Below are 18854 nucleotides of genomic sequence, written 5' to 3'. Positions count from 1 at the left end.
TGAGGGGGGAACAAATGAGTTTATTACAAGTAAAGGCAGTAACTCATAGCTATAATTCTCATACGTTTTTTAAATGGAAAGATCATTCAAAAAAAGTACTCACTGACATTTCCCTCTCTATTGACGAAGGAACATGTTTAGGACTACTTGGGACGAGTGGAGCTGGAAAAAGCACATTAGGAAAAGTGATTCTTGGCTTAGAACGTCCACAGCAAGGACAAGTTCTGTTTCAAGGGCATGATATTTATACTGCTGATAAGCTTATTCGACAAAAGATACGCCGAGATCTACAAGTCGTCTTTCAAGATTCGTATTCATCTGTCAATCCACGAATGACAGCCGAGCATATTATAGGCGAACCATTAGAAAACTATGAAAAACTAACCGTAGCCGAACAAAAAAGAACCGTTATTGAGTTATTGGAAAGAGTAGGCCTAAGTGAGAATGATTTAAAAAAATATCCACACCAATTTAGCGGTGGACAATTGCAAAGAATTAATATTGCTAGAGCAATCTCTCTTAAGCCACTGCTAATCGTCTTAGACGAATCCGTAAGTAGTCTGGATATGGTTAATCAAACACTAATTTTAGAATTATTAAGTGAGTTAAAAAAAGACTTCGGCTTATCTTATCTTTTTATTACACATGATATTAAAGCGGCTTATTCAATCGCGGATACTTTGGGTGTACTGGAAAAAGGAGAATTAATCGAGCTTTACGATTCTAAAAATCAGTTTTTTTCATCAGAACATCCTGTCGTCAAACAGATGAGAGGTTCTATCCTTGCTGAGCATCCACGTTTTCGTTCTCTTCCAACGAGGATTAACAAGACCTAGTCTAGAATTTATATTTATTGATTGGAAGGCCTCGATTTCAACTTGAAAATCGAGGCTCTTTTATTTTTTCCGAAGAACATATTGGAGGGAAATTGGATGAATCATCGAACATACCTTGCTTTAGCTATCCCCTTAACGATTTCAACGATGACAACCCCTTTATTAGGGGCTGTGGATACTGCAGTTGTTGGTCAGCTTCCAGATCCGGCGTATATTGGGGGAGTTGCAGTAGGCAGTATTATTTTTAATACTTTATATTGGTTATTCGGTTTTCTACGAGTTAGCACGTCTGCGTTTACCGCTCAAGCTAATGGGGCAAACAATCAACCTCAAGGAGCACTTGCTTTGTTTCGCCCTTTTTTATTAGCTGTCATTGTAGGTCTTTGTTTTATCCTCCTACAATGGCCGATTGAATATGCGGCTTTGAAACTGATCGCCCCTGATTTCGATGTTAGCAAATTTGCAGCGGAATATTTTCGAATTCGAATTTGGGGAGCTCCCTTCACTTTGATGAATTATGTAATTCTTGGTTGGTTGATGGGCATGTCGAAGATTAAAATATCTTTATTTTTACAAGTGTTCATGAATGTTCTAAATATTGTTCTTGCCATTTTGTTTGTTCATGTCTTTTCTTTGGCCGTAAAAGGGGTGGCTATGGCAACTTTAATCGCAGAAATCACAGCATTCTTAATTGGCTTACTCCTATTATTGAAGGCATCACCGATTCAATGGAAAATGCCAGCTGTGGGAACGCTTATAGATTCACATTCTATGAAAAAGATGTTTATCGTTAACCGGGATTTATTTATTCGAACGATTTGTTTATTAGCCGTTTTTAACTTGTTTACAGCAAAAGGTGCTTCTTTTGGTACAGAACAATTGGCTGCAAATGCTGTATTGATTCAAATTCATTATATTATGGCTTATTTCTTTGATGGGTTTGCAAATGCTTCCAGCATTTTCGTAGGTAAAGCGATTGGTTCAAATAACGAAAAATTATATAAAAAAACGCTCACCTTGTCCTGGCAATGGTCAATTCTATCCGCCTTCTTCATTGCTTGCGCCTATGGACTATTTCAAGAACAGATTATTGGACTCTTCACGAATTTACCGAGAGTAATTGAGCTTTCGAATATATATGGAGCTTGGCTAATTATTTTCCCATTTGCAGCCTGTTTCGGACTCGTCATTTACGGTGTCTTTACGGGAGCGACTGAAATTGCACCGGTTCGAAACTCTATGATTTACGCGTTGATTGCGTATATTATTGTGCAAGTCACTACAACCCCCATCTGGGGCAATCACGGCTTATGGCTTGCCTTCATCGTCTTTAGTGTGGGTAGATCTGGTTTTCTAGTTATGTATATCTCTAGATTGAATAAGAAAATTTTTCATGTTAAACAAGAATTGTGAATGCCCCTCCTTAATCCTTATAGCGTTTGTATGGAGTCTGTATTACTGAAAAATCTACAAATATATGAACAGGGAACAGGTCGGCAGCTGCGTCGATATGGAGAGCATAAAGGTATTCCGAAGTATCAAAGAGACATGTTGCTAAAGACCAGCAGGTGCATTGGTTAAGATTGAAGCTGTCTTTAAGGCAGCTTTTTTTTATGGATTTATAGCGCACTTTAGTTAAAGAAGGCGTTATTTCAGACCTATTAGCTTTTATAAGTGGTGGCGTTAAAATACAGAAGAAAATTAAATTGAACATAGATATAGGGCTTCTCTTAATTGTTCTTTTATCTTTAAAAGGATTAGTATTGTCCAATAGATATGTAAAAGAGCAAGATAAGAAAAGGATTAGTAATAAGTGAGTGTGGATTTTCGGAAATACTATTTATCTTTTGATAAGTCAATTACAATTTAAGGTAAAAAGGCAATATATAATAGTGTGCTTCAGGTTCTTCTGTTTTGGAAGGATCAAAGGTTTAGTTATTCAATTAACAGGGGGAAGAGTTCAATAAGAATGGCTAACATTCTAGGTTATAAGGCGGTGTTTTGTAATGGTTTTTTGAAAAGAGAAAGTACAAAAATCATTAATGTTTATCAGAAAAAGGGCTGCCCGGAAAGTCGAATTCCTCCGACATTGGGACAGCCCTTTAAATGTTTTCTGCGCATCTTTTACCTTGTTGCAATTCTGCATGCTTACAATGACCTTATTGGATATAAAGGGGTATTTCCTATTATTGATGGCATGATCGGCTATTCTTATAGTGAAGGTTTCCATATCCTTTTTTGATTTTCCATCACTGAAACAATATTAGGAAAAACATCCATAAAAATTATTTAAAGAAAATAATATATATTCTAAAAATTCATATTATAATACTTTATTCTTATGCTATATTATAGGGAGAATTATTTATTATCACGTATAATCTAAGAATTGGAGTGATTTGAATGAAGAAACTTGGTTTATTGAGTATGTTTTTGATTCTAACTATCTTTATCTCGGCTTGTGGAACCAATGAAGAAAAAAATGCAGGTGAGGAAAAGGAACCTGAAAAGGTATATAAGGTTGGTGTGGATACGACTTATCCTCCTTTTGAATTTAAAGAGGGGAACGAATATAAAGGTATTGATATAGAATTGATCAATGCAATTGCGAAAGACCAGGATTTTAAAATCAAATTGTCTCCGATGGATTTTGGCGGCATCATTCCGGCTATGCAAGCCAATCAGCTTGATGTGGCCATTGCGGGCATGAGCATTACAGAGGAAAGAAAAAAGGTAGTAGATTTCTCAACACCATATTTTGATGCGGGATTAACAATAGTTGTTAAAAAAGATAATACAAGCACTAAAACTGTTAAAGATCTTAAAGGAAAAACCATTGCAGTCAAAAAAGGGACAACAGGTGCTAAGTATGCACAGGATAATGCTACTAAGCTAGGAATTAAAGTAGTTCAATTCAATGATAGTCCAGCGATGTTCCAGGAAGTGGCCAACGGTAATGCGGATGCTCTTATAGAAGATTACCCGGTAATCTCCTATGCGATTGCCCAAAAAGATCTTGGGTTGAAAATCGTAGGTGACCGTTTGAATGGTGACCAATATGGAATTGCTGTATTGAAAGGGCAAAACGAGGATTTATTGAAGAAAATAAATGATGGTCTTGCCAATCTGAAAAAAGACGGCACGTATGATGAAATAATTAAAACGTATCTTGGTGAATAAAACAATAGATTAAATCTCGATAGGCGCGCTTATGGCGCGCTTTCTTTTTCAAAGGGGTGAAAGAAATGGATATAATTGTTGCGGCATTGCCTATTTTATTAAAAGGACTTCAGGTGACACTTTATATCTTTGTGATTGCCATTATCCTAGGTTTTTTGATTGGTTTAGTGGTGGCTTTGCTGCGACTTGCCCCCATCAAAATCTTGAACTGGATTGCAAAGGTTTATGTGGATGCGATACGAGGGACACCGTTCATCGTGCAGTTGTTCTTTATCTATTTTGGTGTGAATTCACTGAACTTGATTTCTTTGGACAGTACAACAGCTGGAATAATTACCGTTGCAATCAATGCAGGGGCATATTTTGCTGAAATAATAAGGGCGGGGATACAATCCATCGATAAAGGACAAACGGAAGCGGCAAGATCCATCGGGTTCACGGGTACTCAAACAATGAGGTATGTTGTGCTGCCGCAAGCCTTTAGAAGGATGCTCCCTACCATTACGAATCAATCGATCATCAGCTTGAAAGACACTTCGCTATTATCCGTCATTGGTATAGCCGATTTAACCCAGCAAGGTCAGATTCAAGCTTCGGCAACCTTTGAAGCATTCAAGATTTGGCTGGCCGTTGGTGTGATTTACTTTATCATCATCTATTTGTTAACCCTAATTGCTAATTTCATAGAAAGGAGGGTACAAGTTCGATGAGCATCATTACTGTAAAAAACCTGAGAAAATCATTTGGAACTGTCGAGGTTTTAAAAGATATTAATGCAGAAGTGCAGGAAAAGGAAGTAATTTGCGTAATAGGCCCTTCTGGATCTGGAAAGAGTACATTCCTGCGTTGCCTGAATCTCCTTGAGGAAGTTACGGGCGGTGATGTGGTCATTAATGGACATGATATAACCGATCCTAAAAGGAAAATCAATATAAACAAAGTCCGGCAAGAAGTTGGAATGGTTTTTCAACATTTCAATCTATTTCCCCATAAAACCGTCCTTGAGAACATAACCTTGGGCCCTATTAAAATTCGTGCCACGGATAAAGCGGAAGCAGGAAGATTGGCGCTTGAGTTATTGGATAAGGTTGGCCTTAAGGAAAAAGCAAATAGCTATCCAGGGGAACTTTCCGGCGGACAAAAACAGCGGGTCGCCATCGCAAGGGCATTAGCGATGAATCCGAAAATCATGCTATTTGATGAACCGACTTCTGCCCTTGACCCTGAAATGGTCGGCGATGTTCTGGAGGTAATGAAACAACTTGCCAAGGAAGGCATGACAATGGTCGTCGTTACGCATGAAATGGGCTTTGCCCGGGAAGTCGGGGACCGGGTCATATTCATGGATGGAGGGTATATCGTGGAAGAAAATGAGCCGAATGAATTATTCGGTAACCCTCAGCATGAAAGAACGAAAGCATTCTTGAGCAAAGTGCTTTAACGGGATGACTGTAAGAGATCATGGTACATCATGAATGAAGTTGTGCATAAAGTGGGGACAAAGGAATGCGGCAAATGAGGGGAAACCCAAACGCATCAGTCTTTTCCTTATCTTTGTGCATAACTTTTTTGAGCAGGAATCAGTCAGGCATGTTTATGAAATCATCGGGCAAGCATCAAAAAAAACCTATGCATTCGCCACATGCATAGGTTTTTTCTTATTTACTTTGCACCGTAACTAATCAAGTTCGTCATGATTCGATATCCGCCTGGAACCTGGCCTTGAATTTGCCTGTATAGGACAAGGTTTGTGTAGAGGTAGGTGCCATTACCGTATTTAGCCATAAGGATTCCACCATCAAATGGTTCTTCATTTGGATCGGCCATGGAAATGAATGTTTCAAACCGTTCATCCCATTCCATTGGGAAATACAATCCTCTTTCTTGGACCCAATTGCTCCAGTCATCACTTGTTATTTTATTTGGATAGTTAAAGAGAGCCGATTCTGGTTTCGAGACGTTTACCGTGGCGTTTTCATCGGTTACCCGCCAGCGGATGGAAGGATTCCCGAGGGTAAGGGGATATGGAGCTGTCTTCAGGGCATCCCATCCATCACCCGGTTTATGGTATTGAACGACAAGATGACCGCCGTTTTCCACATATTCAAGTAAGCGCGCGTTATTTGCCTTTAAATCTTCCCTTGATAGATAAGCACGGATGCCTGTAACGATCGTGTCATATTGACTTAAATCACCTTCAGCTAAATCGGCTGCAGTTAACTTCGTAATGTTCAGGCCTGCATTGCTCAAATAATCTGCCACTTTATCGAATCCGCTTTCAATGTACCCCACTTTTAATGAAGCTGGCTTCAAAAGCTCAAATGCAACGGTGTTGATAGCTGCTGGGTATTGGTAATAGAATGTTCCGATATGGTCATAGGAAATTTCCTGAATGGTCGAATCAAAGGTTTTCCCATTGACAGTAGCAGCAGCCTTAACATGATATTCACCATTTTGAATTGTCTTCGGCGGTCTGAGGGTGAACTTCACTTGTTTTTCTTCTGATTTTTCATTAAATGATACAGTGGTATTTTTTGGTTGAACCCCCCAGTTTTCAGGGACTTTTAAAGCGACCTTTGCTGATGCTTTTCCTTCTGTATAGTTTTTCAAAGTTACGGTCACTGGGACTTCTTCTTTTACATCAGCTGTATTTACGACGATATCTTCAGGTGATAGGGTAAGGCCAACGTCGGGAAGGACAGCGATCGTTCCGCCCACTTCTTCCTTGATTGCTGTTTTTGTGCTGCCGTATTTATAAGAAATGCTCGTTGTAATGGTTGATTCATCATAGGCATGGTAATAGGCGGCATCTTTAGGGACTTCAACCTTGTAGGTGATCGTTGCTGATTTATTAGGTGCCAGATTGACATCTTTAGATTTTGTTTTAGTCTGCCATCCTTTAGGCACGTTCAATGTAGCAGTGACTTTTTTCAATGTTTGTTTCCCATTATTCTTAACCGTTACGGTTACATTTGTACTTTGCCCTTTCGTAAGAATGTTTGAGGCTGCTTTAGCTTGAACATCCAGTCCTGAAGAGACATAACTGGCGTTTTGTAATTGCTCTTCTTTTAATGAGAGTTTATGGAGCAAGTCGTTCTTAATGGCAGGGCTTAGCTTTGCCTCTTTGACTTGCGCAGTAATTGAACGAACTTTGGAAAGAGCATTTTGGGATGTTGAAAAAACACGTTTTTCATTGGGATAAGCCGCAATAACGGCGTCCAAATTCCTTTGCAGGTATCTAAATTCTGCCTTTAATTTTGAAGCCGAGTGAGGGAGTTTTTCAGCCCATTCAGCGAAATTATAAGGTACACCTGAAAAAAGATCCGACTTGTTTTTTGTATCAACGGCACTTTGCTTTAAATCCAGATGGACCTGGCGAGGTGCTGCAGGGATATCGGAACCCATGCCTTGGCTTTTATGCAGATAGCGGGATTGTTCTCCAAGCTGAGGGTAAGTCATGCCGTATATTGGATCATATTTACCGATTTCAATGGAAGTGGTTGCTTGATCTGCGGAGGAAACAGGTAAATATAATTTTTTCACTTGCCATACCGATAGACCTTGTTTCAATTGTTTTGGGAAAACAGTTGGATCTGCGGCATCCTTAAAAGCACGTTCACTTAAGATTGTCATTGTTCGATGATGTCCATGCTGGGTATCATCATTTTGAAAGGATGGCATCAATATATCCGGCTGATACGTTCGAATAAAGCGGATAAGGCGTTCATAGGTGAGTTCCTCGCCCCATTTTTCCAATGTTTCCTCTGGTGTTTTCGAGAAGCCGAAATCATAAATGGGATCACTGGTTGTTTCACTTAGATGATAGGCCTTAACCCCGGTGATTTTTGCAGCTTCTATCATTTCCCTCGAACGGATGATTCCAAGGGCATTGTCCAGTTCATCCCCAATTTCATTTTGTCCTCCTTCACCACGGTTTGCAATCAGGCTGGATGTCTTAACCCCTAACCCTCTCGAGAGATAAGCGAGAAAGTCACTGCGTTCATCATCCGGATGGGCACCGCTGTTCAAGAATGCCACGGTCGTCTCGAGCGGCTTGACCGCATTCCATAACTCAACGTTAGCTTCCTCAGGAATTGCAGCGCTACCTCCAAGCGGCAATAATGCAAGGACCAACAAAAGGGAAAGCAACGATAACAAAGCTTTTTTCATTATTCTTTTAACCCCCTTCATTTTATAAAAGACCTAAAAAAAATGTAGGTTAGTAATATTTTCTAACTAACCAGATGAAAAAACTTATCTAATAAATAGCACTAATGGGTATAAATGTAAATGATGCGAAGTAACTATTAAAAATTGAACATTTTAAAAGTTCTGAAAAATAACTTGTATGCTGGATTTTTTTAAGTTATATTTTTACTTAATTAGGAAGATTTACTAACTAAATGATGTAAGGCCGTGATGTGATGAGTTTTAAAAGACCACCCAGTCATCAAAAATATGTCAATAAAAAAAGAATCATTCAATGCATCCAGGAATGTTCGCCCATTTCAAGAGCTGAAATCGCCGTTAAGCTTCAGCTAAGTAAACCAACTGTTTCTCTGGCTGTAGATGAACTTATACAGGAGAAATGGGTATTTGAGAAAGGAATAGGAGAATCCTCCTCTCAAGGCGGGAGAAGGCCTATCCAGCTATTTTTTAATGAAAAGGCTGCCTATATCATCGGGGTCGATATAGGCGGGACGAAAGTGAAAATCATTTTAAGTGATTTAAGCGGCAACATCCTTGCCGACACTAGTTTTTCAACTAACATCTATTTACAATCAGGGCTTCTTAAACAAATGGCGATTGAAACTGAACGGTTAATTGCAAAGAATCAGATTGCGAAAGGCAGGATATTGGGGATGGGAGTCGGGATCCCTGGTATAACGCAAACGGCAAGCGGATTGGTAATAGAGGCACCGAGTTTAGGCTGGGTACAATATCCGTTCATAGCCGAAGCGAAACGGTATTTTGATTTCCCCATTTTTCTAGATAATGATGTAAACGCGGCTGCGCTAGGTGAACAGTGGCTGGGCAATGCCCAAAATAAGCGGAATTTGCTGTTCATTGCGGTTGGCACGGGGATAGGAAGCGGCATCATCTTGAATAACCAGTTATACAGAGGGGCTTCCAGTGCAGCTGGGGAAATGGGTTATATGGTAACGGACAAAGAGGATATGAAGCGTGAATTCAAGCCGGTTTTCCATAGATACGGCTATTTGGAAAGTGTCGCAGGAGGAAAGTCGATTGGCAGTCATTTTACAAGGGAGGTTCTCAAGGATCCTCAGCATTCTTTATTCGAACGGGCCAAATCTTCCGAACTATCGGGGGAGGATGCTTTTTTGTCAGCAAAAAAAGGAGACGCGGCAGCTATGGCCGTCATAAATGAAGCCATCGAGCATTTGGCCTGCGGCATTGTCAATGCGGCCAGTTTACTAAATCCAGAGGTGATTATTTTAGGAGGTGGTGTTTTAAATTCATCTGAATACATTTTACCTAGAATTCGGGAGATCGTTGATCGATATCTTCCTAGTTTAGTAGAAATGAAAACTTCACAACTGGGAGAAAACGCAGGAGTACTTGGAGCGGTTTCCCTTTTCTTAAGGGAACATGATGGCATTTTGAATTTTCGTGATGAGGGGGAGTATTAATGAAAAATAGGAAAAAGTCGCTTGTTTCAGTAATGGCCTTATCGGCAGCACTATTGATTTCGGGGTGTAACGGTGGCGAGACGAAAACGAATTCGGATGCTGGCGGTGCCAAGGGAAAAAAGGGTGAGCTGGAAGATAAGATCGTTGTTTATTCACCGCATGGCAAAGATATTTTATCAAAATTCGAAAAACAGTTCGAAGATCAGTATGGTATTGATGTTGAGTGGCTTGATATGGGGTCTCAGGAAATCCTTGACCGCGTTCGATCAGAGAAAAGTAATCCACAGGCAGACGTTTGGTGGGGGGCACCTTCCACGAACTTCAATCAAGCAAAGAGTGATGGGCTGCTGGCTGCTTATAAGCCTACCTATTCCGATAGTCTCGATGAAGGATTCCACGATCCGGAATGGTATTGGACGGGAACGAGCCAGACACCGGAAGTCATCATGTATAACAGCAAAAAGCTATCAAAAGACGAGGTACCGAAAGATTGGGATGAGCTGCTTGATCCGAAGTGGAAAGACGAAATCATCATTCGCTATCCGTTAGCCTCCGGAACGATGAGGACAATTTTTTCTGCGATGATTTATCGTACGTATAAGGATACAGATGACCCAAAAGAAGGGTATGACTGGTTAAAGAAGCTCGACCAAAACACAAAGGAATATTCAGCAAACCCGGAAATGATGTATAACAAGGTGGCCAAAGGAGAGGGTTCACTTTCCGTTTGGGCAATGCCGGATGTTGTCATGCTTAAGGAAAATAAAAATTATCCATTTGAGTTCGTCATTCCAGAAAGCGGAACACCAGTATTGACAGAAGGTATCGCCATCGTTGAAGGTTCCAAGCATCCAAAAGCGGCAGAAGCCTTTTATGAGTTTGTGAATTCACCGGAAGCCGCAAAAACTTTGGCAGAAGAATTTTACAGGATTCCGACCAGAAATGATGTGAAGGATTTACCTGAATGGATCACGGAAACAGAAATTAAAGCGATGGAAATTGATTGGAATGCATTCGAGGAAAAAGGTGACGAGTGGATGAAATATTGGGACGAAAATATTAAAAGTGGAGATAAAGAAATTAAAGAATAAGGAAGTGTCGTTGGGATGGCGTCAATAAAAATAGAGAATGTCCAAAAAGCCTTCGGGAAAACGATAGCTGTCGACCATTTAAATCTGGAAATCAAAGAAGGGGAGTTTTTTACCTTTCTTGGTCCAAGTGGCTGTGGTAAAACGACAACGCTTCGGATGATTGCCGGTTTTTATTATCCGACAAAAGGTGTCGTCCGATTTGGCGACAAAGATATGACGCGTGTACCTCCGGAGAAAAGAAATACTGGCATGGTTTTTCAAAACTATGCCCTCTTTCCCCACATGACTGTTTTTGAAAATGTAGCGTTTGGCTTGCGTGTGAGAAAAGTTTCTTCTGCTGACTTAAAGAGGAGAGTGCTGGATGCCCTCCAAAAGGTCAGGCTGGAGAGCTATTCGAATCGTCAAGTGAGCCAGTTAAGCGGAGGACAGCAGCAGCGGGTGGCCCTTGCGAGAGCACTGGTCATCGAACCGGAAATATTACTGCTGGATGAGCCATTAAGTAATCTGGATGCCAAGCTTCGTGATGAAATGAGGGTGGAAATCCTAAGGCTGCAGCGTGATTATAAGATTACCACCATTTATGTCACACATGATCAGGCTGAGGCATTATCGATGAGTGATCGGATCGCTGTGTTCAATTATGGTGTATGTCACCAGGTCGGGACGCCGGCAGAAATTTATAATCAGCCGGCCAATGATTTTGTGGCGAGTTTTATAGGCGAGATTAATCTATTGCCCGTTCAAGTCGAAAAAGTTCAACAAGAGAATATAGTGGTTGCTCTTAAAAATAGTGAACAACCGATTAAATTGAATGTAGAAAATCAAGCTAGAGAAGGAATTTCAATCTTACAGACTGATGATGACCTTGCTGTTTCGATTCGTCCTGAAGCAATCAGAATTCTGGATGTAGCCGAAGTAGGAATGAATATCTTTAAAGGTAAAATAAATTCCGTCCAATTCTTTGGATCTGTTGTGAATGTCATGGTGGATGTTCAAGACGTGTTACTAAGGGTCGACGTATTCAACACTCAGGATTTTGGATACTTTCATCAAGGAAAGGAAGTGTATGTCCAGCTTCCTGAGAAACAGCTGCGTCTTATCCCTATCATAAGCGGTGAAGCTCCATGATTAAAAATCGTGATACGAGATTGACGATTTGGCTCCTTATACCAGTTGTATTAGTGCTCGTAGCGTATGTTCTCTACCCATCGTTGAGGACCTTTATCGAAAGTCTGCAAAAAGACGGAACGATATCCCTTGGAAATTATCAGGACTTCTTCGTGCAGGAATCGAAAACGAACCTAGAGGCGCTATGGAATTCCGTTTATATATCCTTATTGAGTGTATTGGTCAGTGCCTTGATTGGCATTCCGCTCGCATTTATTTTTAACCGTTATGATTTTCCCGGCAGAAGCTTCTTTTCATCAGCAGCGATTTTGCCGATTGTCCTTCCATCATTGGTAGGGGTCATGGCTTTTATGTTTTTATATGGAGAATCGGGATTGATCCCGAATGCCATCAAGGATCTGTTTGGTCTTGATAAAGTTCCATTTAAAATTGGCGGGGTATCGGGAATCCTTATCGTGCATGCCTATACGATGTATGTCTATTTTTATATGACCGTATCCGCTGCAATCAATAAAATAGATCCGTCCCTTGAAGAAGCTGCTTATAACTTAGGGGCAAATAAATTCAAGGTTTTTTGGAAGGTGACATTTCCATTATTGACACCTGCCATCGTTGCTGCTTCTTTGCTTGTTTTCATGATATCAATGGCTTCATTCAGTGCCCCGTTTTTATTGGCTGGCGGATACAGGGTGTTGAGCCTGCAAATTTATTTTTCGAAAATAAATGGTGATATGGAAATTGCCGCTACTCAATCCGTCATTCTATCCATCGTTTCGATTTCATTTCTATTATTCATGCGTTGGTATCAGAATAGGAAAGATTATCGAATGGCTTCGAAAGGGATTGGGGCACACAGGAGTGAAGTGAAGAACCCGATTATGAAATGGGTGATGGTCGTAACGGGCATTATTGGCGTAATTATTTTGCTTTTACCGCACTTTACGATTCTTTTGCTTTCACTTGTGCCGGATGGAACCTGGACATTTCAAACGTATCCAACAGTATTTAATGTGGAAAATTACAGGCTTTTGTTTGAAGATCCTAATATCTTCAAACCGTTACGAAATAGTTTACTGATGGCGGTTATTGCAACGTTGGCAAATCTGGTGTTTGGGGTCATAGCGTCCTATGTGCTTGTCAAACGGAAATTCGTCGGGAAAAGCTTTGTCGATATTCTAGTCATGATTCCTTGGGCGTTGCCTGCAACGGTCATAGGGATGAACTTGATATTCGCATTCAATGAACCTAGCGTTTTTTCCTTTGGTCAAATATTGGTAGGAACATTTTGGATTTTGCCTCTTGCCTATTTCATCAGACATATCCCACTCGTTGTCCGCTCGACTAACGCCGTTCTGGAGCAGCTCGATGATTCGATTGAAGAAGCAGCCAGAAACTTGGGGGCAAAGTGGTTTTATACCTTCAGAAAGGTCATATTTCCGATTATTATGCCTGGCGTTTTATCAGGGACATTATTGGCATTTATCGAATCTGTGGGGGAATTCCCGACCTCGGTCCTGTTGTACACGATTTCAAACAGACCCATATCCATTGAAATCATGAATCAGCTTCGAATGTTCAATATGGGGCAGGCAGCTGCCTATGGGATGATTCAAATCACACTGATTGTAATCGTTCTCTTTATTTCGAACAAGTTTTTTGGAATCAAAGCGGAAAAAGCTTTATGAATTTGGAGGTTTAAAGATGAGCAGGCTTGAAGAATTTATCAAAAATGAAGGTAGTGTCTTTCCCGGAAAAACATATGCAGAAGAGCTTCTGATGCCTGTTTTTAATGATCAAAGAGATTACTTATTTCATGCAATGTTCGATATTCATCGGGCGCATGTCATCATGCTTTCGGAACAAAAGATCATTAAAGAAGAAGAGGCGAAAACCATGCTTGATGGGATTCGGAAAGTGGCCCAAACAGATCTCAAGCAGTTGACCTATCAGCCCCAATTCGAAGACTTATTTTTCATGATGGAGGCAAAGATAGGTGAGGAAATCGGTCATGAACTTGCAGGAAAGATTCATATCGGCCGCAGTCGTAATGATATGGGAGTCGCGATGTACCGGCTTGTTTTGAGAGGCCATCTGCTCCAATTGATTGGCTACGCAAACCATTTGAGTGAGGCATTTCTGGTGCAGGCTGAAAAACATACAGAAACCTATATAACTGGTTACACGCATACCCAACCGGCTCAGCCGACTACGATAGGACATTACTTTTTAGCCATTTATGATGTGCTTCAAAGGGATATTGGCCGGTTATGGGCAGCCTATGAAACGGTTAACCAATCGCCTTTGGGCGCTGCCGCGTTAACGACCACCGGTTTTCCGATCAGCCGGAACCGTACTGCTGAACTGCTTGGGTTTGATTCGGTGATCGAGAATTCCTATGACTCGATAGGCGGGGCGGATTATTTATTGGAAACCGCAACTGCCATCATGACGTGCATGGTCAATGCAGGAAGATGGATTCAAGATTTCCTGCAGCATGTGACAAGGGAGTTTGGTACATTTCATGTGGCCGATCCTTATGTTCAAGTGAGCAGTATCATGCCGCAAAAAAGAAATCCAGTTTCCATTGAACATTCCCGTTCGATTGCAAGCAGTGCGTATGGTGATGCACTCGCTGCAATGAATATGATCCACAATACGCCATTTGGTGATATCGTCGATACGGAAGATGATTTACAGCCGCATTTATATCGGGCTTTTTCGAATGCAGGACGTGTCATGAAACTAATGTATGCCGTCATATCGACTTTGAAAGTAAATGAAGAACATACAAAGAAAATGGCCGCAAAATCCAGTATAACGGTTACTGAATTAGCGGATACCCTATCAAGAGATTACGAGATATCATTTAGAAAAGCTCATTCCATAGCGAGTCATATTGCAAAACGGTCGATTGGTGAAGGGAAGGAGCTTTATGATTGGGACACGCAAGACATCAACAAGATCATCAATGAATTCGTTGCAGTGAATTTAACTGAAGACGAATGGAAAAAGATCATCTCTCCCGAATACTTTGTGGAAATTAGAAGCATTCAAGGCGGGCCCAGCCCGAAAGAGGTTACGAGGATGATCGTAAATAGAAAACAAAAACTGGAGCAACAGTTGCACGAATATAAGGGAATCGTTAAAGCAATGAATGATGACAGGAAGGCTTTAGTGGATTACTGAAGGTACGTGAAAAAAGGAAATGAATTTTAACGGGCATGAAATTCACGAGTATTTACTCCAAATCCACGAGTAAAAGCATGAAATTCACGAGTAAAAGCGTGGAATTCACGAGTATTTACTCCAAATTCACGAGTAAAAGCGTAGAATTCACGAGTATTTACTCCAAATCCCAAGTAAAAGCCCGAACCTCCTGAAAAGAGTATTTTCTCGTTGTATTTATTAGTTAAAATAGGGGTTTTGATTATAAACAAAAAAGATTAGTAGTTTCATATGAGACATTGTTTTTTGTCCGCTATTAACTTTGTATAATCACTCTTAAGAAAAAGGACATTATGACTTTGGGTGTCGATTATAAGAAAGGCTCAGTCTTTTGACTGAGCCCTTTCGATGTTCTTTTAATGTTTCTTTATCCAAAATAACCAGCATCAGAAAGTGTTTCAAATATCGTTAACGGATTTAGGTTCCAACTGAACCGCGTGCTTTCTGAAAGCAAGACTTGCCGTGATCATCACAATGAAATTGACCGCCAAGGCGATGATTCCCACATTCAAATCTTTCGCGGCTTGCGGCAAGGACGGAAACAAGGTTCCTATAGTTGAAGAACTGAGTGTAATGCAGATTACGATGAATAATCCGGTGATTATGCCGGCGATTGCGCCATATTTATTGATGGGATTATTCTTCTTCAGACTAAAGAGCAGGGACGGGAATAGCTGTGTAATGAGACTGTATCCCATTAGAATTAATGCTGACATCGTTTCGCCGCCGTTTAAGGTGAAGTAGACGGCTATAAGGGCAATGACTGGAACAAGAAACTTTGCCAATCGTACAACGTGGCGATCGGACACTGCAGGTGCAAATTCCTTATAGACGTTTTTCGCGAGCAGTGTAGCGACGCTCATCAAAAGCATGGATCCCGGCACCAATGCGGTCAACAATCCAGCTCCGCCGATTATGCCTATAAACCATGGATCAAAGGTCTCGATTGAAAGGCGCAGCAATGAGAGGTCTGCATCTGCCCCAACAAGTCCGGGCACTTTCAATATAGCTGTAAACCCAACGAAAAAGACGAATAACAGCATGAGTGTATATAAAGGGCTGATGATGGCATTTTTTCGAAATACCTTGCCGCTGCGTGCTGAATAGACAGCGCTGAAAACTTGTGGCCACATATAGAAACCGAATACGAGCAATATTACCGTGGAGATAAACCATGATACGCTAAGTCCCTGGTCAGGGAACTTTAGAAAACCAGGTTTGGCCGCATCAATCGCTTCAAACATCGGCTGAAATCCGCCAAAGTAATGGATCGGCAGATAAATCCCCAAAAATCCTATTATGGCGACCATCATGATATCTTTAATGACCGCTATCCAAACAGAACCGTGTATACCGGAGATCATCACATAAATGGTAAGGCTGATCGCCCCCATCCAAACTGCCTCGGACATTGAGATGGCACCATAAGATGCCTCTGAGACAATGATTCCCAATCCTTTCAGCTGCACGACGATCACTGGAATCATCGACACCACACCGACAAGTGCAGCCAAAATTCCTAAACTGGGACTCTTATATTTGCTCACAAAGAAATCGGATTGAGACATCAGTTTATTTTCTTTGGCATATTTCCATATTTCCGGAAGGAGCCAATAGGATAATACGTAAGACAGAGTAATGTAAATTAGAACATATAGAGCGGGTGCGCCCTTGCCATATGCCCAGCCGCTGCCGCCAAGGAAGGAGAAGGTCGTATAGATTTCCCCGGCCATCAGCAGAAAGACGAAAATCGCACCAAAACCACGTCCGCCCACCGTCCATTGTTCCAAGTTCATATCTTTTCCTTTTGAAGAGCGTATCCCTAAAAATATCGATAGAAGTAAAAATGCTAAAATGATTAAGAGAGCAATATTCATTTCTGGTCACCTTCCCGATTCCTGGGATCCAGCTTATACATGATGCCCAATATGGCAGAGGTAAGGACAACCCACATAGCCATCCAGAACATATTGAAAGGCATCCCTAATACGTATGGTTCTATTTTATTAACAAAAGGTAGAAATCCTAGTATGCCTATAAAAGGAACTAGAGTAAGGATATATATAATCTTCATTAAACAAACCCCTCCGTTTTAAATAAGTGAAACGTCCATCAATGGGGTTTATTCTTCAATGCCACTGATGGCTGGGTGAACCAAACCGGGAAGGAAAATTCATACAAGACGGATTTACCTTCTTTTAAAAAGGTCCGATGATATATAATAGCTTACACTATTTTGATATAAAATTTAATGGAGTTGGGTGATATATTTTAGCAAAAACGCGCCAACTGCCTAATCTTGATATGTTTCTTAGATGGATAAAGCCTTGAATTCGAATTGAATTCAAGGCTTTATTTCCTTTAGCTATTTTTTTTCCGATAGTTATATAGTATCACCAAGAGTATGAACCAGATCGGGGTCAAGAGCAGTGATAGTCGTGTAGCTTCAGCGAATAGCATAACAATAAGGATGAATAGGAATAATCCTAAAATGGCGTAATTGACAAAGGGTGTAAAAGGAGCCTTGAAAGTCGATTCGGCTCTTAGATCAGGCCTTGTTTTCGAATATTTGATATGGGAGATCAAGATAATGCTCCATACCCAAATGAAACAGATGGCACTGATGGTCGTCACGACGGTAAATGCCTGTTCCGGTATCAGCTTGCTTAATAATGCCCCTATTGATACAACGATTGTGGATGTTAATAAGGCATTGCTTGGAACAGCCTGTTTATTTAATTTTTCCAGTTTAGCAGGGGCTTCGCCATTCCTGCTTAACGTATAGAGTATTCGGCTTGTTGAAAATAAACCGCTGTTACATGCAGAAGCAGCGGATGTCAACACGACGAAGTTGATGATTCCTGCAGCGACAGGAATGCCGATTAACGCAAAGACCTCTACAAATGGGCTGCTTGAGGCATCAAGTTGTGTCCATGGGTTGACACAGAGAATGACGAATAGGGCACCAACATAGAAAAGTAAAATCCGGACAGGGATTTTATTGATGGCAGAAGGAATGTTCTTTCTTGGGTTCGCCGTTTCCGCTGCGGAAACCCCGACCAATTCGACACCGACAAATGAGAAGACGACCAACTGTAATGATAATAGGAATCCGGAAATGCCATTGGGGAACATGCCCCCATGATTCCATAGGTTCGTTACGGAAACCGTTCCGGTATTGGTGTTGAAGCCGATGATCAATAGAATGATTCCTACGATGATCAAGGCAATGATCGTGATTACTTTAATGATGGCAAACCAGAATTCCAATTCGCCAAATAACTTAACGGTCAATAGGTTCAACCCTAACAGAATGACTAGGCATATTAGAGCTGGAATCCATTGAGGGATATCGAACCAATATTGTATATAGACACCGACAGCTATGATATCGGCCATTGCGGTCATGATCCAACAGAACCAATATGTCCAACCTGTCACGAATCCAGCCCATGGACCGACATATTCGGTTGCAAATTCAGTGAATGATGCATAACCTGCATTGGATAATAGCAATTCGCCCAGCGCCCTCATCACAAAAAACAAGGCAATCCCTATTATCAGATAGGAGAATATAATGGAAGGTCCAGCCAATTGTATGGCTTTTCCGGATCCTAAAAATAAACCGGTGCCAATGGTTCCTCCTATTGCAATCAGTTGTACATGTCGATTTTTTAAATCTCTTTTTAATTCCTGTTTAGCCAATTCTTACGCCCCCGTTTTTTATAGTCTTGTTAGTGAAT

At 40.9% G+C, this 18854-nt stretch carries 16 protein-coding genes; 11 read left to right on the top strand and 5 right to left on the bottom strand.

The window, feature by feature from the left end; genetic code table 11:
- The first annotated feature begins 14 nt into the window (after positions 1-14).
- The 6 genes from nikE to FNK51_RS05150 all read left to right on the top strand — a co-directional run bounded on the left by nikE (position 15) and on the right by FNK51_RS05150 (position 5457).
- Positions 15-836: a nickel import ATP-binding protein NikE gene (nikE, locus tag FNK51_RS05175; protein ID WP_141992648.1), complete on the top strand. Its 822-nt coding sequence runs from the start codon at positions 15-17 to the stop codon at positions 834-836.
- A 96-nt stretch (positions 837-932) separates the two neighbouring features.
- Positions 933-2249, top strand: a complete 1317-nt coding sequence (locus FNK51_RS05170) for an MATE family efflux transporter (RefSeq protein ID WP_141992647.1) — start codon at positions 933-935, stop codon at positions 2247-2249.
- A 556-nt stretch (positions 2250-2805) separates the two neighbouring features.
- The gene (locus FNK51_RS05165; RefSeq protein WP_141992646.1) at positions 2806-3078 is read left to right on the top strand and encodes a hypothetical protein; all 273 of its coding nucleotides are present in this window, start codon (positions 2806-2808) and stop codon (positions 3076-3078) included.
- A 161-nt stretch (positions 3079-3239) separates the two neighbouring features.
- Positions 3240-4016 (top strand): transporter substrate-binding domain-containing protein, encoded by a 777-nt coding sequence (locus tag FNK51_RS05160; RefSeq protein WP_098370515.1) that lies wholly within the window; start codon positions 3240-3242, stop codon positions 4014-4016.
- Positions 4017-4081: 65 nt separating this feature from the next.
- Positions 4082-4726, top strand: coding sequence for an amino acid ABC transporter permease (locus FNK51_RS05155; RefSeq protein WP_098370516.1), 645 nt, complete (start codon positions 4082-4084; stop codon positions 4724-4726).
- Positions 4723-5457: an amino acid ABC transporter ATP-binding protein gene (locus FNK51_RS05150; RefSeq protein ID WP_098370517.1), complete on the top strand. Its 735-nt coding sequence runs from the start codon at positions 4723-4725 to the stop codon at positions 5455-5457. Before FNK51_RS05155 ends, FNK51_RS05150 begins: the two co-directional genes overlap by 4 nt.
- 221 nt (positions 5458-5678) lie before the next feature.
- Here the strand turns inward: FNK51_RS05150 and FNK51_RS05145 are convergent, their stop codons facing one another.
- The gene (locus tag FNK51_RS05145) at positions 5679-8186 is read right to left on the bottom strand and encodes an NEW3 domain-containing protein (protein ID WP_141992645.1); all 2508 of its coding nucleotides are present in this window, start codon (positions 8184-8186) and stop codon (positions 5679-5681) included.
- A gap of 254 nt (positions 8187-8440) precedes the next feature.
- Between FNK51_RS05145 and FNK51_RS05140 the strand changes: the two genes are divergently transcribed.
- From FNK51_RS05140 to argH, 5 genes are read left to right on the top strand one after another with little or no spacing between them, the layout of a single operon-like run.
- Complete coding sequence (locus tag FNK51_RS05140; protein WP_098370520.1) at positions 8441-9667, top strand: ROK family transcriptional regulator; 1227 nt, start codon at positions 8441-8443, stop codon at positions 9665-9667.
- The gene (locus FNK51_RS05135; RefSeq protein WP_141992644.1) at positions 9667-10758 is read left to right on the top strand and encodes an extracellular solute-binding protein; all 1092 of its coding nucleotides are present in this window, start codon (positions 9667-9669) and stop codon (positions 10756-10758) included. Before FNK51_RS05140 ends, FNK51_RS05135 begins: the two co-directional genes overlap by 1 nt.
- 15 nt (positions 10759-10773) lie before the next feature.
- Complete coding sequence (locus FNK51_RS05130; protein ID WP_098370522.1) at positions 10774-11886, top strand: ABC transporter ATP-binding protein; 1113 nt, start codon at positions 10774-10776, stop codon at positions 11884-11886.
- Positions 11883-13571 carry an ABC transporter permease gene (locus FNK51_RS05125; protein WP_098370523.1) on the top strand — a complete coding sequence of 563 codons (1689 nt, stop codon included), beginning with the start codon at positions 11883-11885 and terminating at the stop codon, positions 13569-13571. Before FNK51_RS05130 ends, FNK51_RS05125 begins: the two co-directional genes overlap by 4 nt.
- A 16-nt stretch (positions 13572-13587) precedes the next feature.
- Positions 13588-15072 carry an argininosuccinate lyase gene (argH, locus tag FNK51_RS05120; protein WP_098370524.1) on the top strand — a complete coding sequence of 495 codons (1485 nt, stop codon included), beginning with the start codon at positions 13588-13590 and terminating at the stop codon, positions 15070-15072.
- A 26-nt stretch (positions 15073-15098) separates the two neighbouring features.
- On the opposite strand, the gene FNK51_RS26390 is transcribed toward argH, so the two are convergent.
- From FNK51_RS26390 to FNK51_RS05105, 4 genes are all read right to left on the bottom strand, one after another.
- Positions 15099-15245 (bottom strand): hypothetical protein, encoded by a 147-nt coding sequence (locus FNK51_RS26390; protein ID WP_181762187.1) that lies wholly within the window; start codon positions 15243-15245, stop codon positions 15099-15101.
- A 264-nt stretch (positions 15246-15509) separates the two neighbouring features.
- The gene (locus tag FNK51_RS05115) at positions 15510-16988 is read right to left on the bottom strand and encodes a sodium:solute symporter family protein (protein WP_141992643.1); all 1479 of its coding nucleotides are present in this window, start codon (positions 16986-16988) and stop codon (positions 15510-15512) included.
- Positions 16985-17185 (bottom strand): DUF3311 domain-containing protein, encoded by a 201-nt coding sequence (locus FNK51_RS05110; RefSeq protein ID WP_098370527.1) that lies wholly within the window; start codon positions 17183-17185, stop codon positions 16985-16987. Before FNK51_RS05110 ends, FNK51_RS05115 begins: the two co-directional genes overlap by 4 nt.
- 287 nt (positions 17186-17472) lie before the next feature.
- The gene (locus FNK51_RS05105; RefSeq protein ID WP_141992642.1) at positions 17473-18816 is read right to left on the bottom strand and encodes an amino acid permease; all 1344 of its coding nucleotides are present in this window, start codon (positions 18814-18816) and stop codon (positions 17473-17475) included.
- Positions 18817-18854 lie beyond the last annotated feature (38 nt).

Source organism: Bacillus sp. B4EP4a, assembly GCF_006680105.1.
GTDB lineage: Bacteria > Bacillota > Bacilli > Bacillales > DSM-1321 > Peribacillus > Peribacillus simplex_E.
This window is presented reverse-complemented; position numbering and strand designations above follow the sequence as displayed.

Coding starts and splice junctions, on each gene's coding strand:
- nikE (WP_141992648.1), top strand. CDS start 15: ATGAGTTTATTACAAGTAAAGGCAGTAACTCATAGCTATAATTCTCAT.
- FNK51_RS05170 (WP_141992647.1), top strand. CDS start 933: ATGAATCATCGAACATACCTTGCTTTAGCTATCCCCTTAACGATTTCA.
- FNK51_RS05165 (WP_141992646.1), top strand. CDS start 2,806: ATGGCTAACATTCTAGGTTATAAGGCGGTGTTTTGTAATGGTTTTTTG.
- FNK51_RS05160 (WP_098370515.1), top strand. CDS start 3,240: ATGAAGAAACTTGGTTTATTGAGTATGTTTTTGATTCTAACTATCTTT.
- FNK51_RS05155 (WP_098370516.1), top strand. CDS start 4,082: ATGGATATAATTGTTGCGGCATTGCCTATTTTATTAAAAGGACTTCAG.
- FNK51_RS05150 (WP_098370517.1), top strand. CDS start 4,723: ATGAGCATCATTACTGTAAAAAACCTGAGAAAATCATTTGGAACTGTC.
- FNK51_RS05145 (WP_141992645.1), bottom strand. CDS start 8,186: ATGAAAAAAGCTTTGTTATCGTTGCTTTCCCTTTTGTTGGTCCTTGCA.
- FNK51_RS05140 (WP_098370520.1), top strand. CDS start 8,441: ATGAGTTTTAAAAGACCACCCAGTCATCAAAAATATGTCAATAAAAAA.
- FNK51_RS05135 (WP_141992644.1), top strand. CDS start 9,667: ATGAAAAATAGGAAAAAGTCGCTTGTTTCAGTAATGGCCTTATCGGCA.
- FNK51_RS05130 (WP_098370522.1), top strand. CDS start 10,774: ATGGCGTCAATAAAAATAGAGAATGTCCAAAAAGCCTTCGGGAAAACG.
- FNK51_RS05125 (WP_098370523.1), top strand. CDS start 11,883: ATGATTAAAAATCGTGATACGAGATTGACGATTTGGCTCCTTATACCA.
- argH (WP_098370524.1), top strand. CDS start 13,588: ATGAGCAGGCTTGAAGAATTTATCAAAAATGAAGGTAGTGTCTTTCCC.
- FNK51_RS05115 (WP_141992643.1), bottom strand. CDS start 16,988: ATGAATATTGCTCTCTTAATCATTTTAGCATTTTTACTTCTATCGATA.
- FNK51_RS05110 (WP_098370527.1), bottom strand. CDS start 17,185: ATGAAGATTATATATATCCTTACTCTAGTTCCTTTTATAGGCATACTA.